We start from the raw sequence: 25809 nt of genomic DNA, 5'->3' as shown, positions 1-25809 counted from the left end.
TGAGTCTCCCTCAGATCGGCGCCGGCGCGGGCGCGGGTCACGGTAATCCGGATGCGCCCGCCGGTAGGCTCGGGCACCTGATGAGCGCCACGTTGATCGCCAAGGACCTCACCGCCGGCCACGGTGACCGCATCCTCTTCGAAGACCTCGACCTGGTCGTCGCACCCGGCGACGTGGTCGGCCTGGTCGGGGTGAACGGCGCCGGCAAGTCCACGCTGCTGCGTACCCTCGCCGGTCTTACCCCCCGCGAGCAGGGCTCGGTCGCGCTGAGCCCGCCCACGGCGACTGTCGGCTACCTGCCGCAGGAGCCGGAGCGCCGCCCCGGCGAGACGGTCCGCGACTTCCTGGCCCGGCGGACCGGGGTGAGCGCCGCGCAGGCCGCGCTGGACGCCGCCACCGAGGCGCTCACCGCCGGGGCGGCGGGCGCCGACGACGCGTACGCGAACGCCTTGGAACGCTGGCTCGACCTCGGCGGCGCGGATCTTGACGAGCGGGCCGAACAGGTCGCCGCCGAGCTGGGTCTCGACGTCGGCCTGGACCACCCGATGACCGGCCTGTCCGGCGGGCAGGCGGCCCGCGCCGGGCTCGCGTCGCTGCTGCTCAGCCGGTACGACATCTTCCTGCTCGACGAGCCCACGAACGACCTCGACCTGGCCGGGCTGGACCGGCTGGAACGTTTCGTCACCGGCCTGCGCGCCGGGACCGTGCTGGTCAGCCACGACCGGGAGTTCCTCACCCGCACCGTCAACCGGATCGTCGAGCTTGACCTGCACCAGCGGCAGGTCAAGCACTACGGCGGCGGCTACGCGGCCTACCTGGAGGAGCGGGAGGTGGCGCGCCGGCACGCCCGCGAGGACTACGAGGAGTACGCCGACACGAAGGGCGGCCTGGAGGCGCGTGCCCGCACCCAACGGGCGTGGATGGAGAAGGGCGTCAAGAACGCCCGCCGCAAGGCCACCGACAACGACAAGATCGGCCGCAAGTTCCGCACCGAGTCGACCGAGAAGCAGGCCGCGAAGGCCAAGCAGACCGCCCGGCTGATCGAGCGGCTGGAGGTGGTCGAGGAGCCGCGCAAGGAGTGGGAGCTGCGGATGGAGATCGCCGCCGCGCCCCGCGCCGGCGCCGTCGTGGCCTCGCTCCGGCAAGCTGTGGTACGCCGTGGCGGGTTCACGCTCGGGCCGGTGGACCTCCAGATCGACTGGGCCGACCGGGTGGCGATCACCGGGGCGAACGGCTCCGGCAAGAGCACCCTGCTCGCCGCGCTGCTGGGGCGGCTGCCGCTGGACGAGGGGCACGCCGCGCTCGGGCCGGGGGTGGTGGTCGGCGAGGTCGACCAGGCCCGGGGACTGTTCCTCGGCGACCAGCCGCTGCTCGACGCGTTCGGCGCCGCCGTACCCGATCTGGCACCGGCGGACGTGCGGACGCTGCTGGCGAAGTTCGGGCTGCGCGCCGACCACGTCCTGCGGCCGGCCGCGACGCTGTCCCCCGGCGAGCGGACCCGGGCCGCGCTGGCCCTGCTCCAGGGCCGGGGCGTCAACCTGCTGGTGCTCGACGAGCCGACGAACCACCTCGACCTGACCGCGATCGAGCAGTTGGAGTCGGCGCTGGCGAGCTACCCGGGCACGCTGCTGCTGGTGACCCACGACCGGCGGATGCTCGACGCGGTGAGCGTGAACCGGCGGCTGCGCGTGGCGGACGGACGGATCGCCGAACACTGATCCGTGCCGACCGGCGCGCGGGGGTCCACAATGAGCGCATGCTCAAGTGGGAGTACGCGCTGCTGGTCCGCCGCCGCCAGGCCGCCGCCACCGACGCCGGGTGGGAGGTCGTCTTCATCTGGTACGGCCCGGACGGCTCCATGATCGACGTGACGCCGTACGGCGACACCGCGCTGACCCACCTCAACCGGGCCGGTGACCAGGGCTGGGAGCTGGTCGCGATGAGCGAGGACCCGTCGCTGCCGGGCAACAACGAGCTGCACCGCTACCACCTCAAGCGGCCGAAGACCGCACCCGCCCAGCCCCGCCAGCGCATGCGAGGCTCCCGCACGGTCCGCCGAACCCTCTCCCCCTAACCCCCACCCACGCGATCTTGCGGTTTCGGCCCCTCGCTTGCCCCTTTTGCGAGCTTGGTCCGGGCCGAAAGTCCATGATCGAGCGGGCGGAGTCGCGAGTGCCGGGTGGGGTCAGGTGCCGGGGGCGGCGGCTGCCGGTGCGGGCTGCCGGTCGATGTCGGGTTCGAGGTAGATCGCCGTGGCGATGGGCAGCGCCCGGCGGATCCGCGCCTCGGCGTCGTCGATGGTGGCGGCGACGTCGGATCCCCGGTCTGAGGTGCTGATCGCGATCTTCGCCGCGACCAGGAGTTCCTCCGGCCCCAGGTGCAGGGTGCGCAGGTGGATGACCCGGTCGACGCCCGGGGTGGAGACCAGCTCGGTGTTGATCGTGCTCACCTCCTCGGGCAGGGCGGCCTCGCCGATGAGCAGGCTCTTCGTCTCGACGGCGAGGACGACGGCGATGACGACCAGCAGGACGCCGATGCAGAGGGTGGCGATGCCGTCGAAGAGGGCGTTGCCGGTGAGCACGCTCAAGCCCACACCGGAGAGGGCGAACAGCAGGCCGAGCAGGGCTCCGGCGTCCTCCAGCAGGATCACCGGCAACTCCGGGGCGCGGGCGTGGCGGACGAAGGAGACCCAGCTCCGCTTGCCGCGTACCTTGTTCGCCTCCTTCACCGCGGTCCGCAGGGCGAAGCCCTCCAGAGCGATGGCGATCAGCAGGACGGCGACGGCGATCAGCGGTGAGGACAGCTCGTGCGGGTCGCTGATCTTGTGGTAACCCTCGTAGACGGCGTAGAGACCGCCGAGGGTGAACAGGATGATCGCGACGATGAACGAGTAGACGTAGCGCTCACGGGCGTAGCCGAACGGGTGCAGCGCGGTCGGGGCACGGCGGGCCCGCTTGCCGCCCACCAGCAGAAGGGCCTGGTTCGTGGAGTCCGCGACCGAGTGCACGCCCTCGGCGAGCATGGACGCGGACCCGGTGATGCCGGCGGCGACGAACTTGCTCACCGCGATGCCCAGGTTCGCGGCCAGCGCCGTCACCACGGCCCTGGTGCTGCCCTCCGCAGCCATCGGCTGTTCCCCCTCGTCGTACGTCACGGTTTTGGGGGGTCAGTGTGCCAGCGGCCCGGCCGACCCGCCGACCGGGGTGCCGGTCGGGATTTCGGCCCGGCGGGCGGGGCGGAGCAGCCGACGGCCGGCGGCCCGGAAAGGTCTCCCGGGCCGCCGGAGACGGTGCTACCTCGTGCCGGTCAGGTCGCCGGCAGGTCGCCGCCGGTCCACTGCGGATGGCACATGAGTCACTCCTCTTCGCCGCCGCTCTCGTCGTCGCCGAAGGAGTCGAAGACCTCGTCGGCGACCATGCCGCCGGCGAAGCCGAGGGCGGCGCCACCGACCACGCCCGCGGCGACGGCACCCATGCCGGGGCCGCCGTGCCGCTCGTGGTGGTGCTCGTCCTTGTGGTGGCCGTACGCGGCGTGCCCGTATCCGGGAGCGCCGTACGCGGGCTGCCCGTAGCCGGGCGGCGGGGGCGGGTAGCCGGGCGTGCCGTATCCCTGGGCGGGCGGGGCATAGCCGTGGCCGGCGTGCCGGCTCTGGTAGCCGTCGAGTGCCTGGCGGACCCAGGCGTCGACCTGCGCCGCCCAGTCGACGCGGTCGGCGTCGGCGTGTGCGACGTGGTAGCGGCCGTAGGAGTCATGGCCGCCGGTGAACAGGCCACCGCGCTTGTCGAACTCCAGCACCACGTCGATTCCGTGCTCGTTCGCGACGAAGGTCAGCTCGACCTCGTTCACGCCGTGGGCGTACTGCGGGGCGGCGTAGTACTCGATCTCCTGGTAGAACGGCAGGCTCTGGTGCAGGCCGGAGATGTGCCCGCGTTCCAGGTCGGCGCCCTTGAACCCGAAGCCGAGCCGGCCGAACGCCTCGAGGACGCGCTCCTGCGCCGGCAGCGGGTGCACGTACACCGGGTCGAGGTCGCCCTTGTCGATCGCACCGCGGATCGCGACCTCGGTACGCAGGCCCATGGTCATGCCGTGCAGACGCTGCCCGTACAGGTCGGTCACCGGGGTCTCCCACGGCATCGCCACCTGGAACGGCAGCGACAACCGCTGGCCCTCGCGCAGGTGCAGAGCACCCGCCACCTGTACGCGGTGGAACTCGACGAGGGCGTCGTACTCCTCCTCCGCGCCGTCGATCTCCACCCGGGTGACCAGCCCGACGGTGATGTGGTCGATCTCCACGTCGTGGCTGCCACCGGTCAGGTTCACCTGCCCGCCCAGCATCAGCCCCGGGCGGGTACTCGGATTGGACAGGACCGTATCGACGCTCGGGCCGCCCACCCCGAACGCACCAAGCATCTTCTTGAACACCACGAACCTCTCCCTCGACGACCGCCGTACGCGCGACACACGGACCGTGAAACCCTTGTGTCACAACGACATCAACGGCGTCCATGATGGAGGCCGCCGAGCGGGGAAGCCAGAAACGCCACCTGAGAAGTAGCTGGGTGAATCCAGGTGGCTACCCTCCGGCGCCGGGGCGGAGCGCCGCGACGGCGCGCATGGCGACGTCGACGGAGGCCTGCAGGTCCTCGCGGCTCGCGCCGGCCGCGGCGTGGACGGCATGCCCCTCGCTGAGCGCCATCACGAAACGGGCGAGCGCCCGGCTGTCCATGCCGTCCGGGAGATCGCCCTCCTTCGCCGCGCGGGACAGCCGCTCCTCGAGCGCGGCCTCGGTGGCCGCCCGGCCGGCGGCGAGGATCTCGGAGATACGGGCGTTCTCCGGGGAGCAGGCGAGGCCACCCTGGATGGAGAGGCAGCCGGCGGGGTGGCCGCCGGCGGTCAGGTTGTCGGCGCTGGCGCGCAGGAAGACTTCGATCGCGGCGTACGCGGTCGGTTGTTCGAGGGCGGCGCGCGCGTTCGCGAGGTTGGTCTCGTGGTAGCGGTCGAAGGCCCGCTTGAACAGCTCCTCCTTGCTGCCGAACGCGGCGTAGAGGCTGGGCCGGTTGATGCCCATCGCCTTGGTGAGTGAGCTGAGCGACGCGCCCTCGTAGCCCTGCCGCCAGAAGACCTCGGCGGCCCGGTCGAGGACCGTCTGCTCGTCGAATGCCCGCGGCCGCCCGGGGGCCGGCGTCTCAGTACTCATGCCTCGACTATACCGCTCGGTACAGAACGTGACCCAGCCCACGAACCGGTCGGTACAGAATGCTGCTACGGTGAGCCGTGAACCGATCAGTACAAAACTGGGAAGGCGAGGGAAGATCATGACCGTCACCCTGATCACCGGCGCGAACAAGGGCATCGGCTTCGCGACCGCCAGACAGCTCCTCGACCTGGGGCACGTCGTCTACGTCGGAGCGCGCGACACCGGGCGGGGCGAGGAGGCAGCCTCGGCTCTGGGGGCGCGATTCGTGCCGCTCGACGTCACCGACGACGACTCGGTGGCCAAGGCGCTGGCGACCGTCGACGCCGACGAGGGACGGCTGGACGTCCTCGTCAACAACGCCGGCATCGCCGAGAACGGTGTCGTCGACGGCCCCACCGCCCTCCGCGTCTTCGACACCAACGCGGTCGGGATCGTCCGTGTCACGGAGGCGGCGCTGCCGTTGCTGCGCCGGTCGTCCAACCCCGTCGTGGTCACGGTGTCGAGCAGCGCCGGCTCCTTCTGGGCGGTCACCGACCCCGAGCGGCCGGAGTACAACCTGACCTCACCGCTCTACTCGGCGTCGAAGTCCGCCGCCACGATGATCACCCTCCAGTACGCCAAGTCCCAGCCGGGGATCAGGTTCAACGCGGTCGAGCCGGGCTACACCGCCACCGACCTGACCGCCTCGATCGGCGGCGGCAGGACCCCGGCGGAGAGCGCCAGGACCGTCGTACGCCTGGCGACGCTTCCCCCCGACGGCCCGACCGGAACCCTCCAGGACGACCTCGGGCCCTTGCGCTGGTAGCCACCCGCCCCGAGAAAGCAACTCCGACCAAGCAGACCGAGACCCCGGCCGGGGTCCGCACATCAGAGGACAGTGACATGACCCAGCACGATCTCCGCGACTGGTACCTGCGCTACGGCACACCGGTGAAGGAGGGGCTGGGCGTACCGCCCTCCGGCGCCTCGTTCGAGATCGTCGAGTACGCCATCTACAAGGTCAGCGACGGGCGGTTCGCGCAGATGACCGCCCCGCACGACTCGGCCGAGATGCTGCGGCAGCTCACCGCCGCCCGCTGACGGGCACCGACGATGACAACCATCGGCATCATCGGCGCGGGCGAGGTCGGCAGCCAGCTCGCCCGCGCGGCGGTGGCGGCCGGGTACCGGGTCGTGATCGCCAACTCGCGGGGACCGTGGACGCTGACGGACCTGGTGGCCGAACTCGGGCCGTCGGCGCGGGCGGCGTACGCGCCGGAGGCGGCGGCAGCGGGCGACTTCGCGATCGTCGCCGTACCGCTGAAGGTCGTGAACGACATGCCGGTCGAGGAACTGGCCGGCAAGGTCGTGCTGGACACGAACAACTACATGGTCTGGCGGGACGGGAACATCCCGGTCCTCGACTCGGGCGAGAAGACGGTCCACGAGCTGCGCCAGGAACAACTCCCCACGTCGAAGGTCGCCAAGGCGTTCACCCACATCCAGGCGCCACGGCTGCTGACCTCGGCCCGGCCCGCCGGCGCGCCGGACCGGCTGGCGCTGTCCGTCTCAAGCGATCACCCGGAGGCGGTCGAGCTGGTGACGCGACTGTACGACCGGTTTGGCTTCGACACCGTGGACAACAGCCCGCTGAGCGAGTCCTGGCGTACCGGCCCGGGCCAGCCGGCGTGGATCCGCCACGCGCACCAGGACCGGGAGGAGCTGGCGCGCAATCTGAGGCGGGCACGGCGGCTCGTGACTCCGGTGCGGACGGCAGCGGAGAGGTGAGAGGCCCGGCGCGGAGAGCGATCCTCCGCGCCGGGCCCCGGGTGCCGGTTCCGGTCAGGCGGCGCAGGTGGCGGTGGCGCCCTGGCCGGTGCCGGTGCCCTGGAAGCCGAAGTTGGTGGTCTGGCCGGCTCCGACCTGCCCGTTGTAGCCCACGTTCGTGAACCGGACGGTGCCGCTGGTGCCGCTGGCCTGGGCGTTCCACGTGCCGGTGATCGAGGCGCCGCCGGGCAGCGCGACGGTCACGGTCCAGCCGTTGATGCCGGTGGAGCCGGCGGTGACGTTCACGCTCGCGGTGAAGCCGCCGTTCCACTGGTTGATCGCGACCGACGCGGAGCAGCCGTTACCGGCCGGCGGCGGGGTGGTCGGCGGCGCCGTGGTGGGCGGCGCGGTCGTCGGCGGCGCCGTGGTGGGCGGCGCGGTCGTCGGCGGCGCCGTGGTCGGCGGGTTGGTCGTCGGCGGCGCGGTGGTGGGCGGGTTCGGCGCGCCGTTCGCGAGACTGAAGGCCAGGTCCGGCTGGAACGAACCGGCCGTGTAGCGGCAGCCGTCCGCCTCACCCGGCGGCTTCACCCAGAGGTACGCGTCGATGTTGGCGTCGCCGGTGTTCGTGGTCGGGTACTGCCCGATCCGCCGGTCGGTGTTGTCGTCGGCGCACCAGTCACCGGCGGCTCCCCCGTTGCGGCTGGTGTCGATGACCTGCCGCTTGCCGGAGATGCCCATGCCGTTGAGCGCGGAGATGACCGCCCGGCCGAAGTTGGCCTCGCTGGAGGTGGGGTTGAAGTTCGACACGTTCGTGAAGAAGCCGTCGGCGTACTGCACGCCGGCCGCCCGCAGCCGGTTGGCCGTGTCGTTCGCGCTGTTCCAGGTCGAGTGGCCGCCGTCGAGGTAGACCTTGGCGTTGGGGTTCCCCGACTTGATGGTCTGGGTCGCCGTGGTGAGCGCCTGGTTGCGGGCGTTCAGCTCGCTGGGGCTCAGGCAGGTCTGGAGCGCGAGCGAGTCGGTCTCCAGGATGATCAGGACGGTCTGGTTGCCGAGTCCCCTGGCGAAGTTGGACACCCAGGTCTGGTACTGGTTGAGGTCCGGCGCCCCGCCCGCGCTGGCCCCGCCGCAGTCCCGGTTGGGGATCTCGTACACCGACAGCACCGGAATCTGCTGGGCCGCGTTGGCGGCGCCGACGAAGCCGGAGACCTCGGACTGGATGGTCGACGGGTTGAAGTTGGCGTACCAGCGGGCCTGCGGCTGGCTTGCGATCTTGTCGCGGATGACGGCTGCCCGCGAGTCACCGGGGTTGGCGGCGACCCAGCGGACGACCGCCGAACTCGGGTCGCGGTAGAGCGTTCCGGACACGGTGCCGGCGGACGCGCCGCCGACGGCGAGGCAGACACCAGCCGCGGCGGTGCCCGCGACGGCCGCCACGCTGATGGCCGCTGACCTGCGGCGGGACGAGAGGATAGCCACGACGTGTTTCCTCCTGATCACATAGATGTATCTAAGTTCATGGGAGCGTTCCCACGACGGTAACGGAGGCGGGCGTCGATGCCAAGATGTGAACGGCAGCCACTCTCGGAGGAAGTGCCCGGAGTCGGCCGGTCGGCACGTTCCACCGGTATGCCGGACGGCGGCCGCGCGGCCCTACCCGTAATCTGACCATGGTCACCGGCGCGGGCCCGCCGGCCGACCGACGACGCCGGTGCGGAGGGAGACCAGGGATGACGGCGCTACCAGGCCAGCGTCCGACCACCGTGGGTTCACCGGTCGCCGCGCGAGCCGCGGACGAGGACCTGCGGACGCTGTTCGGGCAGTCCATCGCCGTCTTCGCGGCCCTCGCGGGGCCGACGCACGTGGTCGAGGCGGCGAACCCGGCGTTCTTCGCGGCCATCGGCGAGGAGCGCGCGCGCACCGGGGTCACGCTCGCCGAGTTGATGCCCGAACTGGACGGTCAGGGCTTCATCGCCCTGCTGGACGAGGTCTACCGCACCGGCGAGTCCTACACCGGCCACGACGCCCGGATCATGCTGGGCACCGGGTCACAGGCCCGGGAGACGTTCTTCGACTTCACCTACGAGGCACGCCGCGACGCCGCCGGCACGGTGACCGGGATCCGGGTCATCGGGGTGGAGACCACACAGGTCAAGCAGGCGCAACGGCTGATGGCCGAGCACCGCGCCATGCTGGAGCAGATCGCCCGTCAGGCCCCCCTGGCCGAGGTGCTCGACGGGATGGCCCGCCGCATCGAGAACCTCGCGCCGCAGGAGGTGCTCGTCTCCGTCCTGCTCGCCGACACCGACGGCCGGCACCTGCGCCACGGCGCCGCGCCCAGCCTGCCCGACTTCTACAACGAGGCCATCGACGGCATCGCCACCGGTGAGGGCGTGGGCTCGTGCGGCACCGCGGCGCACCGGCGGGAACCGGTCATCGTCACCGACATCGCCACCGACCCGTTCTGGGTCGACTTCCGCGATCTGGCCGGGCGGGCGGGGCTCGCCGCCTGCTGGTCCACCCCGATCCTGGCCCGTGACGGCAGCCTGCTCGGCACGTTCGCCATGTACCACCGCACCCCGCGCGTCCCGCAGGACGCCGACCTGGCCCTCGCCCGGGTCTTCGCCGGCACCGCGGCCCTGGCCATCGAACGCCACCACATCGAGGAGGCGAAGGCCGCCGCGGACGCCCGCGCGCGGGCCGCCCACGACGAACTGGCCCGGGTGGTCCGGGCGGAACGGGAACTGCGGGCCGAGGCGGAGCAGCGCGCCGCAGCCGCCGCGGAACTCACCGCCCGGCTGCGCGCCGCCGCCGCCGCGCAGGCCGCCTCCCCTCGCCCCGAGCGGTGTCAGCTCGGCGGCAGCGACGGCTGCGCGGCACCCGCCGAGATCAAGGTCGCCGACTCGTGGGGCGACTCGGCGTGGGGCTGCCCGGTCCACGTCGAGGAGGCCATCATCAACGTCCGCTCGGTCTTCATCGCCAACGAGGAGCTCGGCGGCCTGGCCGCCTACGTCAACCGCTGACCACTGACAGTGCCCGGCGGCAACGTCCGGAACCTGTGCGTGCGGCTGGCCGTCACGCCCGGGTGCGGGCCTAGCGTCGGGCGGGCGCGGCCGGCTCGTGAGCGGGACGCGCCGCGGTGAACGGGCTCCGCAGGCGCGTCATGGATTCGGCGCTGACGTCCGCGGTCGGGCTGCGCTCGTCGTCGGTGGCCCCGAGCCCGTCTACACGGAAGGGGTTCAGGGCGAACGTGTTGTCGGGCACAAGGTGCTCCAAGGGAATCTGCACGGCAGCGCTCGACTCAGTCATCGCGGCTGGGAAACCGTGGGAGAAGCAAGGGGTGGCGATCAGTCTTCGGTACCCCGCGTCGTCAGCCTAGCGCGCATCGGCCGGGCGGGCGCGCCGCGGTCGAAATCGGCGATGTTCTTACAGCTGGACGACGTGCCCCACCCGTGGTGGCGTACGGCCCGCGAGGACGTCGAGCCACGCCTCCCGCAGCGCCTCCGGGCCGGTGCCGACCCGCACGTCGAGCCATCCGCTCACCACCTGGGAGAACCGCTGCCAGGCATCGGCGAACCGGTCGTCGAGGCCGGCGCGACCCCAGTCCCGACTGCGCTTGCGGATGCGTACCGGCGCGAAGAAGACCTCCCCGGCGGCGTCGGCGTTCGGCGTCTGCTGGGTGAGCCCGACGGCGATGTCCCGGACGAGGAGATCGCCGAGGTGCGTGCGCAGGGCGGCGCGGGTCGCGGGTGAGCCGGACAGGTCGAGGTAGACGGTCGGTGCGGCGTCGAGCGTGCCGATGTCGTCGTACGAGACGACCTCGTCGTAGCAGCCCAGCGCACTGGTGAAGGCGACATTGCCGGGCGAGGTGAGCCCGATCAGGCGTGGGCCGCGCCCGTGCAGTTCGAACGCGGCGGCGTACGCCGTCTTGCTCGACGCCGACGACAGCACCAGTGACCGCGCTCCGTAGGCGCCCTCGTCGAGGATCTGGTCGGCGAGCATGAACGAGGTGAAGAACAGCGGCCGGAACAGGATCAGCAGGTCCTCCTGATCCGCCCGGTACGCCGGATCGCCGCCGGTCGACCGGTAGGCGTTGTACGGCGAGGGCAGGCCGGCCCGGTGTGTGCTCGCGTCGCGGAAACCGGACGCGTCCACCCGGTCCGGGCGCACCACGAGGTGACGGGCGGGCGGAAGATAGCCGTACACCCGCTGGCCCGGTTCGACCCCGGCCACCGCGGACGCCTCGACCTCGGCGAAGCCCCACAGTGGTGGGAGGCCCCACCGCTCGTCGAGCGCGCGGGGAGCGGGCGGGAAGAACTCCCAGTAGCGCATCGCCTCGCCGAGCACCGCGTACGTCACGTTGTTCGCGGTCAGGCCGACGCGCTCGACGCGCAGCAGCGCCTCCCCGTCGGAGAGGCCGGGCGCCGGGCCGCCGACGAGCGTGGTGTCGGCGAGGTCGTCCCGGGCCACAGCGAACGTCCACGAGTCAGGCATGGTCTGACGCTAGGCAGGCGCGGCCCGGGAGACAAGATGCACTGCGAGTGCAAAATCCCACTCCGCGCGGGTCACCGCACCGGCTCGGCCGGAAGCTGGTGCCGGCGGATCAGCCGCTGCCCGATGAAGGTGCGCCAGACCCGGTCGGCGACAGCCGGTTCGACGATCCAGAGGCGGCGCTGCGCGTCGGCGAGGGTGAGCGGCGCGCTGAACAGATCCAGGAACAGCCGGCTGCTGCGGTTGAGGGCGAACACCTGGCCGTCGGTGCGACGGAACAGGTGCCGGTTCGCCGGCAGCTCGCCGGGTGCGCCCTCCTGCTCGTCGGAGCGGATCCGCCGGTACGCGTCCCACACCTGCTCGTCGTCGCGATCCACGAAGACGCCGTTGGCGAGGAACTCGGTCTCGTCGTCGGTGTCGTGCCGGACCCGGTCGTGGGCGAGCACGCCGCGCACCGCCGTGCCGTACCGGTCGTGGTAGAAGAACGTGTGCGGGGTGTCGGTGCTGCCCAGCCAGGGCCGGTGGAAGTGGCCCGGGTTCAGGTCGGCCTTGGCCCTGGCCACCTCGGCCTGCGCCGCCTCGGTCACCGGCTCGTCGTACCGGAGCATCCGGACGATGTCCGAGCCCTCCACCGGCCGCACGTTGGTGATGCCGAACCGCTCCGGCTCCTTGGCGACGATGGCGCCCGGGGTCAGCATGAAGTCGCCGAGCCCGCCGAGGGTCCACAGGTCGGGGTTGTCGCGCAGGAACGTGATGCTGTCCAGCGCCTCCTCCCGGGTCTCGGTGGGGAAGCCGGTGAAGCCCATCATCTGCACGCCGATGTTGGCCTTCGTCATCGCGGTCATGGTGCGCCGCACCTGCTCCGGCTTGGTGCCCTTGTCGATCAGGTCGAGGATGCGCTGGTTGCCGGACTCGAAGCCGACCGACACGGCCACGCAGCCGCTGCGCCGCAGCAGCTCGCAGCGCTCGTCCGACCAGTACTTCTCCAGCCGGATCTCGGCGCCCCAGCGGAAGTCGAGCCCACGCTCGACGACCTGCTCGGCGAAACGCAGGATGGTAGCGGGCGCGAGCACGTCCACCGAGAAGTAGATGAACTTGGCGAACTTCGACAGTTCGGTGACGTCCGCGACCATCTTGGCCACCGTGTCCTGCCGCCAGGGGCTGGTGGGGCCGTCGGTGTTCAGGCCGTAGTCGCAGAACGTGCACTTGTTCCAGTAGCAGCCGCGCGTCGGCGAGTAGTAGACGAACCGCTCCGGGCTGAGATAGAGGTCCCACGGCAGGCCGGAGAAGTCCGGCACCGGCACCTGGGCCAGGCGCTCGTAGCGCAACGGCAGTTGACGCTGGCGGCCGTACCTGGGGTGCAGGCGGACGTTCGGGTGCCCGGCCGGCAGCGTGCCGGTGGCGACCGCGTCCAGGATCTCGGTGTACGCGCTCTCCCCCTCCCCGACCACTATCGCGTCGAAGTCGGCGAGCACCTGGAAGACGTACTCGGGCCGGCCGGCGCACTTCCAGAGGTCGGAGATCTCCGTACCGCCGGCGACGAGGAAGGCGTCCGGGCAGGCCCGGCGCACGAGCCGGGCGATCCAGAGCGCGAACGGTAGCTGCCACTGGTAGGTGACGCTGATCCCGATCACCTGATGGTCGCCGGCGGCCAGCCGCGGGATGAGCACGTCCTCGTAGTACGGCTGGAAGGGCCGGTTGAGCCGGCCGAGCAGCGCCTCGTCGGTCAGCGCGGCCACCGAGCCGATCGAGACCATCGGTGGTGGCTGGAGCCGGAAACCGGCCCGGAACTGCCCGGGGAAACCGACCGCGCCGAGCGCGTCCATCCAGGAGATCACGCCCTCGACCGCGTCCTGGTAGTGCCGGTAGTCGTAGAACAGGTTCGGGTCCTGCAACACGCCGATCGACCGGCGCAGCCGCTCCGGGTCCGGGTCGGGCAGGCCGAGGTGGTTCGCCCGGGCCATCAACGCGTCCGGGCCGCTGAGGTCGTCGGTCGAGCGCCGGGACAGTTCCCGTCGCAGCCACTCGTACGCCCCCGGGGTGTACGAGTGATGGAACGCCTCGATGTTGGCGTCGATGATCTCCGCCGGCCGGTGCCCCTGCGCCCGCGCGTACGAGTCGAGGTAGTTCAGCGAGTGGTATCCCGACGTGGGGTCGGTCAGCGGGGGGTAGACAAGTGCCGCCTTCACCGTTGCGGTCATCGACGCCTCCTCAGCCGATCCGGGCCGCTGAACCGGCCGGGCTGTCCTCCTGCGCGCGCTGCGCCACCGCCGGCAGTCGCGGTGCGCCGAACGCCTTGACGTACGCCACGAGCGGTTCGGCGGCGTACCGGAACGCCGCCAGGCTGTCGAAGCCCCGGTCCCACGCCGCCGCTTCCAGGCCACCGTCGTCGCAGCCCCACAACCGCGCGAAGCACCCGTCGACCACCTCGGTGCGGAAGTGGAGCCGGCCGCCCGGGCGGCGGTGTCCCGTCGTACGCGGGACGAGCGTCTCGTTCAGCGACGCCGCGGTCGCCGCGACCTGCCGCGCCGCGGCGAGCATCGCGCGGGTACGCAGCGGCGCCGCGACCATCCAGAGCGCCAGGCTGCGGTACGGCGTGGTGCCGAACGCCCGCACCAGCACCCGCAGCACCGCCTCGCGGTCGTCGATGCCCCGGTCCCGGTCGGTGAGCCATTCCCAGCCGCCCGGTGGCACGCCGGTGAGGCCACGGTCGCGGGCCGCCCGGTGGGCGCGCTCCTCGACCGCCGGGTGGGTGATGTCGAGTTCGGCCAGCCCGGCCAGCACCCCGCGCCGGTGCCAGGCCGGCGCCTCGGGATGCATCAGCATCAGCACCGCCGCGGCCTCCCGGTCGCTGACCCAGTGGCCGCCGACCGACGCCCCGGCGAACCGTGACCGCCAGCTGTCGAGGAAACGGGTGTGCAGGTTGTCGATCGGCTGGTCCCCGGCGTGCGCCGGGCACAACTCCGGCGCGTTCTCCGCCGCCATCGACAGCAGCAGCCGCGCGTCGGCGCCCTTGGCGTCCCCGGGATCGCGCCGTCGCCAGGTGAGGAACCGGTCCACCGCGCCCGCGGCCCCGGGCGGCGCGGTGCGCTCCAGCGCGCGGTACGACCGCCGCCGGAACGGCAGTTCCCGGGCGATGTCCAGCAGCAGCTCGGCCTCGGCCGGGCTGAGCACTCCGGCGGTGACCGCGCGGCGCAGCTCGACCCGGATGTTCACCAGCGGCTCGCTCAACGTGCGGTGACCCTCCTCGGCGGGCCCGTGCACCACCGCCACCTCGTCGTCGCCGGTGACCACACCGTCGCGGTAGAGCCGGAACACCTCGCCCACGCCACGCATGCCGAACGGCCACAGCTCGGCGGCGCGCAGCGCGCCCATGCTTGCCGCGCCGGCCACCGTCACCCCACGGTCGAGCAGGTCGAGGATCTCCCGGTGACGGACCGGCGGGTGTTGCAGGAAGAACCCGTCGATCACGAGGACCCGGTCGCCGGGGCCGACGTCCAGGCGGAGCAGGTCGCCGTGCGCGACAGGTGGCAGCACCACCGCCTCGGGCATCAGCCGGCCCACCTCGTCGGCCGGCAGGCTCGGTCCGATGAAGACGACATCAGTCACGCGGTGCTCCCGGTCGGGTGCTGAGGGCCCGCTCGTCGAACATGCGCAGGCCGGGGGCGAACACCTTGCTCACCGGGATGCCGATGTCGTCGTGCGTCAGGTCGACGCGGAACGGCTCGACTCCGGTGATCCGCTGCACCCGCGCCGCCAGCTCACGCAGCACCTGGGTCACGTCCCCGGCGGGCGGGGGGTCTCGGCGGACCGGCCCGGCGGGCCGGTCGACAGTGGGCGGCGGCACCGGCGGCGCGCCGACGTCGTGGTACGCCGTGGCGTCGATGTCGTCGCGGGCACCGGAGACCATGACCAGCCGGGACTGCGCCGCCTCCGCCATGGCCCGGCCGACAGCGATCTCGGGGTCGACGTGGCAGCCGAAGCCGCCGAAGGTGACCGGCAGGTCCGGGGACCAGATCGAGGCGGCGTAGCAGGGCACGCCGACCTCGTTCGTGATGTCGCAGACCTCCACCCAGCAGCCGGCCCGGAGCAGCGCCTCGTGCACGGTGCGGGTCATGGCGTTGGTGGCGGTGCCCGGGTCGGTGTAGGTGCGCTCGGTCAGCGGCGAGGTGCAGTACGGGGCGATGCAGTCGCGCTCGACGACCTCCAGCAGGGCGTGCAGGCTGGCCTCGGCGAGCGTGTTGCCGGTGGCCAGCCCGTTGCTGCTGGCGGTGAACAGGGCGCGGTCCCAGCCACGCCGGACGGTGAAGTCGAGTTCGATGGTGGCGCGGGGCACCAGGCAGGGCGTACCGGTAACCAGTCCACGGCCTTCGACCCAGTCGAGTTCGACGGCGGGGGTCAGCGGTGACCGCTCCGCCAGGTGCAGCCACCGCACGTCGTACGGCAGGTCCAGCGCCTCGGCCGGGGACCGGACGGCGGTCCCCGGCCGGAGGTTCTCGGCGTGCCAGGACTCGATGCTCTCCATCACCGCGCTGACCCGGGACTGCATCGCCGTGGCGCCGGTGCCGACGCTCACCGCCATGGTGGCGCCGACCGGCCGGTAGGCGACGTGCACCGGCAGGCCGATCTCGTCGAGCCGGGTGATGTCGGCGACCCGGGTGAGCCGGAACCGGTCGAGCATGCCGCCGACCCGTGCCCAGGTCTGCTCCACTGTGGCCGTCCGGTAGGTGCCGGATCGGAAGGCGATGGTCTCGGTCGTGTCAGTCATCGAGGCTCCCGGCGGGGGTGGGGGGAGGAACTCAGACGATGAGGACGGCGATGATGTTGACGTTGTTGTCGGCCGCCGCGGCCACGCCGCCGGCCACCGTCTCCAGTTCGGCCTCGGTCAGCTCGTTGAGGTCGACCAGCGGCACCTCGGGCACGTGCAGCACGTGCCGGCCGGGCGTGCCGGACCAGTCGGCGACGATCTGCTCCTTGGTGTAGAGCGTGGCGGGCTGGGCGCGGTCGACCTCGACAGTGGCGCCGGGGGCGACCGGCAGGCCGGCCGCGGTCGCGTAGCCGGTCGGGTCGGCGAGGAGGCGCTGGAGTTCCTCGTCGCTGCGCCACACGGCGGTGACCAGTTCCGAGTACTTGGTCACGAACCTGGCACCGTATTCCTGGTCGTCGTTGCTCATCTTTCGGTCCTTTCGTGGGGCTGCGGGCCGGGCGGTTAATTGCTGTGGCGAGAACGCTAGGAAGATCGAGGTGAGGCAATCAAGCATTTCCGCTGACTGCCATCAGAATCTGCCGTGCCGCCCGGCGGGCGGCAGACATCGGTGTCAGGTGCAGCAGCACGGACAGCAGCAGGCACAACTGGAGTCCAGCCCGGCGACGACACTGTCCAGTTCGTCCTCGGCCAGCTCCGCCTCGGCCACCGGCAGCAGCGACGGCACGAACAGCACGAAGGCGCCGGTGACCTCCGCCAGCTCCCACGACTCGACCTGCACCTCAAGGTCCGGATCGGCGTCGGCGACGTCGCGAACCACCCGGACCTGCACATCCTCCGGCAGATGAAGGCCGTAGCCGGCGAGGAACGCCCGCGGGTCGGAGTCCAGCGCCCGCTCCCTGGCCGGGTCGGCCCAGACGTCGGCGACCAGCCGGCTGTACGCGGCCACGAAGACCGCCCGATCGACGTTTGTCACACCCCTGCTCCCTTCGACGGTCGGCCGCCCCGCGGTGACACCGGGACGGCGAAGGCAGCGCGGGAGGCCCGGGCCACCGGTTTCCGATTCATCGTGGGCCCGTGGACCGTGCCGCCCCGCCGGGCGAGTGGGAATTTCATCGAATGTGGCCGCGACGGGGCCGCAGCGCGGCGAAAGCCGGGTAATTGGGAATCAACGGCGTGCCACGGATTGGCGATTCTAATGATTGTCATCAGTGTGAACAAGTAGTGATTCCTCGCCTGTCACCCGCGCGTCGCCCGCACCTAGGCTGCGATCGCCGGCTCGCCCCCGTGACAGCGGTCCGGCGGGGTGCCGTGTTCCGTCACCGAGCGCTGCCGGAGGCCACCGTGACCATCGACGAGGTGACGACGACGCCCGGCGGCCCGGCCGGGTACAGCGTGGAGGAACTCGCCCGCAAGGTCGGGATGTCGCCGCGCAACATCCGCGCCCACCAGGCCCGGCGGCTGCTGCCCCCGCCGGTGCGGCACGGCCGGGCCGCGCTCTACGACGACTCCCACGTCCGCCGGCTGGACGCGATCCTCGCCCTGCAACGACAGGGCTTCAACCTGGTCTCCATCGAGGCCATGCTCGGGGTCCGGGCCGGCGACGAGGCGCCCGACGGGCTGACCGCGATGCTGCAACGACTGGCCGCCGAGCGTCCCGCGCTGGCCCACTCGCTCACCCGGCACGGCGTGATCGGACGGGCCGCCGACGGCACCGTCCGGACCACCCGGCCGCGCCCGCTACGCGCCGCCCTGGACCTGCATCGGGTACGGGTCGGCACGGTGCCGGCGTTGCAGACCCTGAGCGAGGTGCTGGACAGCCTCCGGCCGGTCGCCGGCGACCTGGTCGCCGCCGTGACCGCGAGACTGCTGGCCCTCGCGCCGGAGCTGGCCCGCAACGGCAACCGGTCGTCCTGGGCCGACCTCGACCGGGAGACCCTGCTGCTGACCCAGGGGGTGGTCGGCGTGCTCACCGAGGCGTTCCGGCTCGCCGTGGAGAACCAGGCCGAGGCGCACATCGCGGAGCTGCTGGAGAACCACCTCGACACCGACGTGTGCCTGGAGGACGGCGCGGTCATCGACAACGGCTGACCGGGCGGTCAGCCCGCCGCGGGCTGGCCGTCGGGCTGCCGGCTCTCCGCCACGGCGTCGACGCGTCCCGGCTGGTCCACCAGCTGCCGCCGCGCCAGCCGGTGGAACAGCCCGTTCGGCTGGTCCATCAACTCGTCGTAGGTGCCCCGCTGGACGATCCGCCCCGCTTCGAGCACCACGATGGTGTCCGCCGCACGGACCGTGGACAGCCGGTGTGCGATGACCACCCGGGTCGCGGCCATGGTCGCGGTGCTCCTGGTGACCATCTCCTGGGTCCGGTTGTCCAGCGCGCTCGTCGCCTCGTCGAAGAAGAGGATCCGGGGCCGGGGCGCCAGCGCGCGGGCGATCAGCACCCGCTGGCGCTGCCCGACGGAGAGCGTCCCGCCGCCGAACGGCACCATCGTGCTCATCCCCATCGGCAACGCCTCCAGGTCGTCGGCGAGCCCGGCCAGCCGCGCCGCCTCCCAGACCTGGTCCAGCGGGAAGCTGCCGGCGCCGCAGATGTTGTCACGTACCGAGCCGGCGAAGAGCTGGCCGTCCTGCAGGACCACCCCGCACTGCCGGCGTACCGCGTGCACGTCGAGTTCGGAGAGGTCCTGGCCGTCGTAGAGCACCGCGCCCTGCTGCTGGCGCTCGAAGCCGAGCAGCAGCCGCAGCAGCGTCGACTTCCCGCAGCCGCTCGGCCCCACGACCGCGACGAACTCGCCCGGGCGGACGTGCAGGTCTATGTCGACGAGCACCGGCGGCTCGTCCGGCTGGTACGCGAAGGTGACCCGGTGCAGTGCGACCTCGCCGCGCAACTCGCCCGGGTCCACCCGGTCGGGCCGGGCCTCGGGCTCGGCGCGCAGGATGTCCCGCAGGCCGCCCAGCCGGGGCACCGCCGCGATCACCTCGACCCCGGCGGACACCAGCACGAGCAGCGAGCCGAGCAGCATCGCGAAGCCGACGTTGAGGACGAAGAAGTCGGTCGGCGAGACCCGGCCGGAGAGCGGGCCCATCAGCACGGCGAACAGGACGAGCTGACCGGCGACCGGCAGCGCGGTGGCGAAGGCGACGAGGCCCGCCTGGCTCTGCCGGACCCGTTGCAGCGCCGCCCGGGCAGTCGCGGCCGCCTCCGACCAGCGGGCGTGGGCGCGGGACTCGGCGGCGGCAATCTTGATCTTGACGATGCCCCCGAGTAACTGGTTCGTCATCGCCGCCGCCCGGTGCTCGGCCGGCAGCGCGGCGTGCTGCCGGCGGGCGATCAGGACGGCGAAGGCGCCGAACGTCAGCATCGTGACGACGACGATCCCCACCCCCCACAACCCGAGCACGGGCTCCACCACCAGGAGCATGCCGAGGGTCACCGCGACGGTCGCGGACGCGGACGCGAGCTGCGGCAGCAGCGCGCTCAGCGCCTCGCCGACGAACGAGATCCCCAGCATCGAGTTGGCGATCTCACCGCTGCTGCGACCGGTGAAGAACCGGGCCGGCAGTCGCATGAGCCGGTCCCAGATCGCCATGTGCGTGCCGGACTGCAACCGGCCGTCCAGCCGCAGCAACCGCAGGTTCTGCATCACACCGACCAGTCCCGCGACCACCGCGGCGCTGAGCATCAGCGCGAGGAAGCCGAACAGCCCGTCCACCTCGCCCTGCCGGGCCAGCTGGCCGAGCACCTCGCCGGTGGCCAGCGGCACGCCCAGGCCCAGCACCGCCACGCAGGCGGCGGCGACCAGCAGCCCCCGCACGTCGCGGGCCGCGCCCACGAGCCCGGCCCGCAGCAGGTGACGCATCCGGGCGACCGGCGGCAGCGGCGCCTGCACCTGGGTCGCCTCGGCGGCCAGCGCCGCTGCCCCCGCCGCGTCGATCGGCCCGTACGCGCGGGTCTCCGGGTCGACGTGGTGGTAGCGGCCGCGACGGAACAGCAACGGCACCGCGACGGCGGCCGACGGATCGTCGCCGGTCCGCCACCCCACCAGCGGCCCCAGGTCCCGCCGCCACCACCGGTCCGGAAGCCGCACCTCGCGCAAGAAGAGGCTGGACGCCCGGGACACCGCACGCACCGCCGCCCGGTCGTCCAGCGGCGCGCGGCCGCGGTCCGCCGGCTCGTTGACCGGGCTGCCCATCCCCTCGGTCACCACCCGGAGCACCGAGGCCGCCCGCCCGTACCTGTCGAAGCCGGCCTCCGGGTCCGGGACCGCAAGCGCAGCGCCCGCGCCGATCACCCCGAGTGACCGGCGGGCCGCCGCGGCGAGGATCTCGGCGTCGATCTGCCGACGCCGTTCCACGCCGTTCAGCAGTGCCGCGTCGGCCTCCTCGATCCGGCTCTCCACCAGCCGCAGCAGCCGCACCACGTGCTGGTCGACAGCCGACCGGAGCTGGCCGGTGACCAGCAGGTCCCAGCTGCCGTGGCTCTCCACCGCGCACGGCGACTCGGCCACCACCCAGTCCCGCTCGGCGATCAGCAACAGCTCGCGCTCCCCCGACACCTCCGCCGGGCCCCCGTCGTTGCGGCGCAACTGCCCGCCGGCACTACGCAGCCACCAGGCGCCGCCGGTGGAGACGAGGGTGCTCCCCTGCGCCAGCGACACGATCTCGTGCCCGCTCAGGGTGGACGCCTCCCGGGGCGCCTGCCCCCGCCGCAGCGCGTCGGCGACGGCGACGAGCACAAGGTCCACCGCCGCGACCAACTCCGTGGCGGCGCCGCGCGCCCGCGGCGAGACCTCCTCGTCCGCCGGAAGGCCGGGCCGGACCTGCCGCTCCAGGAGGGACAGGTGTGGCCGGGGCAGCGCGCGCAGTTCCGTGCCGGGCAGCGGCACCAGGATCAGCTGCCACACGCCGATCGCCGTGGACGTCGGCACCAGGCCGCCCGCGGGCAGCCGGGCGACGTGGTGCCGACGGGACGGGTTCAACCCGGTCCGGCGCACCGCGAACAGGTCGGCCTCGCCGCCGGTCACCAGCCAGCCCGCCACCGGGTCGTCCAGGCGGCAGACCTCGCGTACGCCCTCGGCGCAGAAGCCGATCAGGCTACCCGCCGCGGGACCCTCCACCGCGCCGCTCATCAGCGTCTCCTCGTGTCGTGGCGGTCAGTGGTCCCGGACCAGGCGCGCGTACGCGCCGTCGCGGGCGACCAGTTGCTCGTGGGTGCCGCGCTCCACCTCCCGGCCGCCGTCCAGCACGACGATCAGGTCGCAGTCGCGGACCGTGGACAGTCGGTGCGCCACGATCAGGCAGGTCGCCCCCCGGCGGCGCAGGTGCAGATCGATCCGGCGTTCGGTCTCGGCGTCCAGCGCGCTGGTGGCCTCGTCGAGCACGAGGACCCGGGGATTGCGGACGAGCGCGCGGGCGATCTCCAGCCGCTGCCGCTGCCCGCCGGAGAAGTTGCGGGCGTTCTCCCGTACCGGACCGGCCAGGCCGCCCGGGCGGGCCGCCACCTCGTCGTATAGGCAGGCGTCGGTCAACGCGGCGACGACGTCCTCGTCGGCGACGGTGAGGTCCCACATGGTGACGTTGTCGCGGATCGTCCCCTCGAACAGCCGCTGGTCCTGGTCCACCATGGCCACCGTGGCCGCCCACAGGCCGTCGTCGGTGGCCGTCCGTTCCAGGCCGTCCACAGTGACCCGCCCGGTCCACGGGCGGTAGAGCCCGGCGACCAGCCGGCCCACAGTCGACTTGCCGCTGCCGGACCGCCCGACGAGCGCCACCCGGGCGCCCGGCGGCAGGTCCAGACTGAAGTTCTCCAGCAGCGGGCGACCCAGCGGGTTGTAGCCGAAGGTGACCTCCTCGATGCGCAGGTGCCCCTCCATCGGGGTCAACCGCCGCGCGGGCCGGTCCTCGGCCGGCGGCAGCGGGTACCGCTCCACGTCGCGCAGCCGGTTGAGGTCGGCGCTCATGTCCTGAAGCCGCGAGCCCAGCGCGGTCAGGTTGCCCAACGGCCGGTTCATCGCGGCGGCCAGGCTCTGCATGCCGACCAGGACGCCGACGCTCATCGCCTCCGCCACCACCTGCCGGCTGCCCAGCCCCAGCAGCACCGCCGTGGTCCCCGAGGCGAGGAACGCGGGCAGGACGGAGAGCACCGCCGTCGGCACCCCCAGCCGCTGCTGGCGGGAGGCGACTGTGGCGTGCCGCGCCGCGAACCGGGCCACGGCGCGTTCCTCCTCGCCGCCGGCCTTCACCGTCTCGATCATCTGAAGCGTGGTGTAGACGGTGGTCACCATCTTGCTGCGGTCCGCCTGGAGGCCCGCGACGGCAGTCGACCGGGTCGAGGCGACGTAACGCAGCACGCTGACGTTCAGCCCGGCGAGGACCGCCGCGCACAGACCGAGCAGCAGGTCGTACTGGCAGAGCAGCGCCCCGTACGCCAGCACCAGTCCGGTGTCCACGACTGTGGTGGCCGCCCGGCGGGTGAGCACCTCGGCGACCACCTCGTTGCCCCGGACCCGTTGGCCGAGGTCGGCGGCCTGCCGCTGGTCGAAGAAGGCCGGCGGCAGCCGCAGCAGATGCCGGAAGAACCGGGCGGCGCTGCTCAGGGCGAGCGCCGTCTCGGCGCGTACGGTCAGGCGCTGCTGGAGCAGGCTGGCCAGGAAGGTCAGCACCGTCGCCACCGCCACCGCCGCCACCAGCCCGGCGAACGCGGCCCGGTCCTCCTGCAACAGCACCCGGTCGACGAAGACCTTCGCCATCACCGGGATGGTCAAGCCGACCACGGCGATCAGCAGGCCGAGCAGCAGCATCTGCGCGATCGCCGAACCCGGGCCGCGCCACCGCTGCGCCAGCGCCCGCAGCAGCCGGTATCGGGTGCCGCCCGGCCGGAACTCCGGGCCGGGCTCCATGGTGAGCGCGACGCCGGTGAAGGCGCCGTCGAACTCCTCCCAGCTCACCGCGCGCGGCCCGGTGGCCGGGTCGTTTATGTAGACCTTGCGGCCGAGCCCCTCCAGCACCACGAAGTGCTCGAACCGCCAGAACAGCACCGCCGGCAGCGCGACGGTGGCCAGGCCGGCCAGGTCCATCTGGAAACCCTTGGCCACCATGCCGTACTTGCGGGCGCCCCGGAGCACGGTGGCCGCCGTGGAGCCGTCCCGGCTCACCCCGCACACCCGGCGCAGCTCCTCCAGGGGTACGTGCCGGCCGTGGTGGGCGAGCAGGATCCCCAGCGCGGCGGCGCCGCACTCCACCGCCTCCATCTGGATCAGGGTGGGCGTACGCACCCGTCGGCGGCGGATCCGGGGAATCTCCGGCGTCGCGGTGGCGGCTGTCGTCGGCGCGGTCATCGGCCCAGCAACCAGTCGATCGGGTGCTCCCGGTCCACTGTGAACCAGGCGGTGACCTCGCTGGCCGAGTTGAGCTGGAACGGTGGCGGGGACTTGGTCCAGCGCAGGCCACCCGGCGCGGCCGGGTCGGGTTCCAGGGTGACGGTCACCCGCACCACGCTGCCCCGGGCGAGCAGCCGCCGGACGTCCGGCCCGGTGCCCAGGAAGGCGCGCAGCGAGGCCTCCGTCTCCGGGAAGGCGCCGATGGTGGTCACCCGCCCGGCCAGGGTGCCGAACACGTTGCGCGGCGCCGCCGCGGCGGCCACCTCGACCGGTACGCCCGGTTGCAGCAGCGGCGCGGCGACGGCCGGGGCGTAGACGACCGCCTGCAACGCGTCCCCGGCGGTGTCCAGCCGCTCCAGGTCGGCCAGGTGCGTGCCGGGGGTGACGATCTCGCCCTCGGACACCAGCCAGGCCACCACGTACGCGTCACCCGGCGCGTTCTCCACCCGCACCTTGCCGTCCATCGACCGCAGGCTGTAGAGGGGCGTGCCCTTCGTCACCCGCTGGTGCGGTGACGCCCACACCTTGGTGACCTGACCGCTGTCCAGCGCGTCGAGTGCGGAGATGCCGTTGGAGTGGATCAGCACGCCGGCCGCCTCGACGGTCCGGGGCACCACCGTACGCACCGACCAGACCCCGGCGGCGACCACGACGATGAGCAGAGCGGCGGTGGCCAGCCAGTTCGGCACGGTGGTCAGCCGGACCGCCCGGTCGAGCTGCTCGGGCGCCTCCAACTGGCGCAGCGCCTGCCGCCGGAACTTCACCGCCGGCCTCCCGCGCCGGCGGGGTGGCGGGAGCCGAGCAGGAAGTCCGCCACGCTCGGTTCGACGAGCGGGTCGAGCCCGGACAACTCGGCGAAGGCCTGGGAGTCCCCGGCGCCGAGAGCACACGGCGCCAGTCCCATCGCGGTGGCGACGAGATACATCTGCTGGGTCAGCACACCAGCGTCCTTGAGAATCATGGCGTAGCTCATCCCTTCGTACTTCCACATCAGCCGCTGCACGCGCGCGGTGACCACCAGGACCGTCTGCGGCGGCCGGGGCATGGCGCCGGCCGCCCGGGCGTACGCCAGCAGCCGGTCGGCGGCCACGCCCCACCCGGCGACCGGTTCCAGCCGGTGCCCGACGGCGTCGTAGTGGTAGAGCCCGGGGTCGAGCCCCGCGCAGCGCGCGACCAGCGGATAGATCTCCAGCTCGTAGACCCCGCCGCCGCCGGGGTAGGGCCGGTGGCCCACCTCCTGCCCGCCGGCCTCACCGGCGACAGTGGTGTGCTGCGTCCGGTACAGGAACTCCGCCAGCCGGTCCAGCGGCAGCGGCGCGGTGTCGTCGTGCTCGCGTACGGTGCGCCGCTCCGCGACGACCTGGCTGAACGCGGGTTCCGCCTTGGCGATCGTCGCCAGGTCGGGCAGCGGCAGCTCGATCGCCCGGTCCCCGTCGTACGGGCGGCGCAACGGCTGCGGCGCGAAGCGCTCCCGCATCCGGTAGGTGCCGCCCACCGGCAGCGCGTGCCGGCCGGCCCGGGAGCGGTGGTGCAGCCGCAGCTCCTCCGGTGACCAGTACGCCAGCGGCGCGTCGTCGTGCTCCGCCTCGTACTCGGCGTCGGTGACCAGGATCCGGGCGGTGGCCAGCTCGTCGAGCACCCGGCCGGCGGCCTCCGGCGACACGCCGAGCGTGCGGGCCACCGTGTCGGGTCCGAGGCCCGGCACCGCGGCGGCCAGGACCGCACCGAGGGCGGCGTCGGCGCAGCCGACGGTGAGGGTGCTCAGCGACGACGCGGCCACCAGCGTTCCCCGTTCGTGCTGGAGGGTGGCGAAGCGGGAGAGCCGGTAGCGGACCCCGGGGGTGTGCGGACGGCTCTCCGGCAGGCTGCCCCGGCCCAGGCCGGTGGGTACGAGGTCGAGCAGCGGCCGGTCGTCGACCTGGACGCGGCGTTCCAGCCAGCAGTGGGCGAGCAGCCGGCGCAGCAGCAACTGGGCCGGCAACACCCGGCTCTCCCCCTCCAGGCCGCTGATCAGCCGTCCCACCTCGACGTCGCCGACCCAGTCGGCGGCGAGCCGCAGCAGCAGCGCCCGCCGGCCCATGCCCGGTCGCTCCAGGGTGAGCCGGAAGCGGGTCTGCCGCAGCACCAGCGAGCCGTCCTCACCGAGCCGCAGCTCGGCGTCCCGGCGCAGCCGGTACGACTCCTGCACCGGCGGGCCGGCGGCGCCGGTCACGACGGCCACCGGCCGGTCGGGTCCGCCACGGTGCTCATCCCCACATCCCTTCCACGTTCCCGGCGGGCCGGGAGCGCCG

General features: G+C 72.8%; 21 protein-coding genes. 7 read left to right on the top strand and 14 right to left on the bottom strand.

Going from position 1 to position 25809, the window contains the following annotated elements; translation table 11 throughout:
• Window positions 1-80 precede the first annotated feature (80 nt).
• Window positions 81-1718 (top strand): ABC-F family ATP-binding cassette domain-containing protein, encoded by a 1638-nt coding sequence (locus AB0B20_RS11310; RefSeq protein WP_357469966.1) that lies wholly within the window; start codon window positions 81-83, stop codon window positions 1716-1718.
• 38 nt (window positions 1719-1756) lie between these two features.
• Window positions 1757-2074: a hypothetical protein gene (locus AB0B20_RS11305; protein WP_357383391.1), complete on the top strand. Its 318-nt coding sequence runs from the start codon at window positions 1757-1759 to the stop codon at window positions 2072-2074.
• A gap of 111 nt (window positions 2075-2185) precedes the next feature.
• On the opposite strand, the gene AB0B20_RS11300 is transcribed toward AB0B20_RS11305, so the two are convergent.
• The 3 genes from AB0B20_RS11300 to AB0B20_RS11290 form a co-directional block, all read right to left on the bottom strand.
• Window positions 2186-3127, bottom strand: coding sequence for a cation diffusion facilitator family transporter (locus tag AB0B20_RS11300; protein ID WP_357383572.1), 942 nt, complete (start codon window positions 3125-3127; stop codon window positions 2186-2188).
• Between the two features lie 227 nt (window positions 3128-3354).
• Window positions 3355-4425 (bottom strand): sporulation protein, encoded by a 1071-nt coding sequence (locus AB0B20_RS11295; RefSeq protein WP_357469963.1) that lies wholly within the window; start codon window positions 4423-4425, stop codon window positions 3355-3357.
• A 148-nt stretch (window positions 4426-4573) separates the two neighbouring features.
• Complete coding sequence (locus AB0B20_RS11290; RefSeq protein ID WP_357383387.1) at window positions 4574-5197, bottom strand: TetR/AcrR family transcriptional regulator; 624 nt, start codon at window positions 5195-5197, stop codon at window positions 4574-4576.
• A gap of 118 nt (window positions 5198-5315) precedes the next feature.
• Between AB0B20_RS11290 and AB0B20_RS11285 the strand changes: the two genes are divergently transcribed.
• From AB0B20_RS11285 to AB0B20_RS11275, 3 genes are all read left to right on the top strand, one after another.
• Window positions 5316-6002 (top strand): SDR family NAD(P)-dependent oxidoreductase, encoded by a 687-nt coding sequence (locus AB0B20_RS11285; protein ID WP_357383385.1) that lies wholly within the window; start codon window positions 5316-5318, stop codon window positions 6000-6002.
• A 77-nt stretch (window positions 6003-6079) separates the two neighbouring features.
• Entirely contained in the window at window positions 6080-6277 is a 198-nt protein-coding gene (locus AB0B20_RS11280) for an ester cyclase (RefSeq protein WP_357469960.1), read from the top strand.
• Window positions 6278-6289: 12 nt separating this feature from the next.
• On the top strand, window positions 6290-6964 hold the full coding sequence (locus tag AB0B20_RS11275) for an NAD(P)-binding domain-containing protein (RefSeq protein ID WP_357383381.1): 675 nt from the start codon (window positions 6290-6292) through the stop codon (window positions 6962-6964).
• A 54-nt stretch (window positions 6965-7018) separates the two neighbouring features.
• Here the strand turns inward: AB0B20_RS11275 and AB0B20_RS11270 are convergent, their stop codons facing one another.
• Window positions 7019-8419, bottom strand: a complete 1401-nt coding sequence (locus tag AB0B20_RS11270; protein WP_357383379.1) for a glycoside hydrolase family 6 protein — start codon at window positions 8417-8419, stop codon at window positions 7019-7021.
• A gap of 251 nt (window positions 8420-8670) precedes the next feature.
• Between AB0B20_RS11270 and AB0B20_RS11265 the strand changes: the two genes are divergently transcribed.
• The gene (locus AB0B20_RS11265) at window positions 8671-9963 is read left to right on the top strand and encodes a GAF domain-containing protein (RefSeq protein ID WP_357383377.1); all 1293 of its coding nucleotides are present in this window, start codon (window positions 8671-8673) and stop codon (window positions 9961-9963) included.
• A gap of 403 nt (window positions 9964-10366) precedes the next feature.
• On the opposite strand, the gene AB0B20_RS11260 is transcribed toward AB0B20_RS11265, so the two are convergent.
• The 6 genes from AB0B20_RS11260 to AB0B20_RS11235 form a co-directional block, all read right to left on the bottom strand.
• Entirely contained in the window at window positions 10367-11434 is a 1068-nt protein-coding gene (locus tag AB0B20_RS11260; protein WP_357383375.1) for a DUF2855 family protein, read from the bottom strand.
• A gap of 71 nt (window positions 11435-11505) precedes the next feature.
• Window positions 11506-13632 carry a radical SAM protein gene (locus AB0B20_RS11255; protein ID WP_357469957.1) on the bottom strand — a complete coding sequence of 709 codons (2127 nt, stop codon included), beginning with the start codon at window positions 13630-13632 and terminating at the stop codon, window positions 11506-11508.
• A gap of 10 nt (window positions 13633-13642) precedes the next feature.
• A complete protein-coding gene (locus AB0B20_RS11250) occupies window positions 13643-15040 on the bottom strand; it encodes a TfuA-like protein (RefSeq protein ID WP_357383371.1) in 1398 nt (465 codons plus the stop codon).
• Window positions 15033-16199, bottom strand: coding sequence for a YcaO-like family protein (locus AB0B20_RS11245; RefSeq protein ID WP_357383369.1), 1167 nt, complete (start codon window positions 16197-16199; stop codon window positions 15033-15035). The genes AB0B20_RS11250 and AB0B20_RS11245 overlap by 8 nt, the downstream gene beginning before the upstream one ends.
• A 31-nt stretch (window positions 16200-16230) precedes the next feature.
• A complete protein-coding gene (locus AB0B20_RS11240) occupies window positions 16231-16605 on the bottom strand; it encodes a hypothetical protein (RefSeq protein ID WP_357383367.1) in 375 nt (124 codons plus the stop codon).
• Window positions 16606-16749: 144 nt separating this feature from the next.
• Window positions 16750-17112, bottom strand: coding sequence for a hypothetical protein (locus tag AB0B20_RS11235; protein ID WP_357383365.1), 363 nt, complete (start codon window positions 17110-17112; stop codon window positions 16750-16752).
• 335 nt (window positions 17113-17447) lie between these two features.
• On the opposite strand from AB0B20_RS11235, the gene AB0B20_RS11230 reads away from it, so the two are divergent.
• A complete protein-coding gene (locus AB0B20_RS11230; RefSeq protein ID WP_357383363.1) occupies window positions 17448-18227 on the top strand; it encodes a MerR family transcriptional regulator in 780 nt (259 codons plus the stop codon).
• Window positions 18228-18235: 8 nt separating this feature from the next.
• On the opposite strand, the gene AB0B20_RS11225 is transcribed toward AB0B20_RS11230, so the two are convergent.
• The 4 genes from AB0B20_RS11225 to AB0B20_RS11210 are packed head-to-tail and all read right to left on the bottom strand — an operon-like array spanning window position 18236 to window position 25730.
• Entirely contained in the window at window positions 18236-21268 is a 3033-nt protein-coding gene (locus AB0B20_RS11225) for an ATP-binding cassette domain-containing protein (RefSeq protein WP_357383361.1), read from the bottom strand.
• A 24-nt stretch (window positions 21269-21292) separates the two neighbouring features.
• A complete protein-coding gene (locus AB0B20_RS11220; protein ID WP_357383359.1) occupies window positions 21293-23476 on the bottom strand; it encodes an NHLP family bacteriocin export ABC transporter peptidase/permease/ATPase subunit in 2184 nt (727 codons plus the stop codon).
• On the bottom strand, window positions 23473-24282 hold the full coding sequence (locus tag AB0B20_RS11215) for an HlyD family efflux transporter periplasmic adaptor subunit (RefSeq protein WP_357383357.1): 810 nt from the start codon (window positions 24280-24282) through the stop codon (window positions 23473-23475). Before AB0B20_RS11215 ends, AB0B20_RS11220 begins: the two co-directional genes overlap by 4 nt.
• The gene (locus AB0B20_RS11210) at window positions 24279-25730 is read right to left on the bottom strand and encodes a SagB family peptide dehydrogenase (protein ID WP_357383355.1); all 1452 of its coding nucleotides are present in this window, start codon (window positions 25728-25730) and stop codon (window positions 24279-24281) included. Before AB0B20_RS11210 ends, AB0B20_RS11215 begins: the two co-directional genes overlap by 4 nt.
• Window positions 25731-25809 lie beyond the last annotated feature (79 nt).

Origin of the sequence: Micromonospora sp. NPDC049151 (assembly GCF_040648395.1) — a bacterium.
In the GTDB taxonomy this organism is placed as follows: Bacteria; Actinomycetota; Actinomycetes; order Mycobacteriales; family Micromonosporaceae; genus Micromonospora.
Note: the sequence above shows the minus strand (reverse complement) of the source record. Positions and strands in the feature narration are given on the sequence as shown.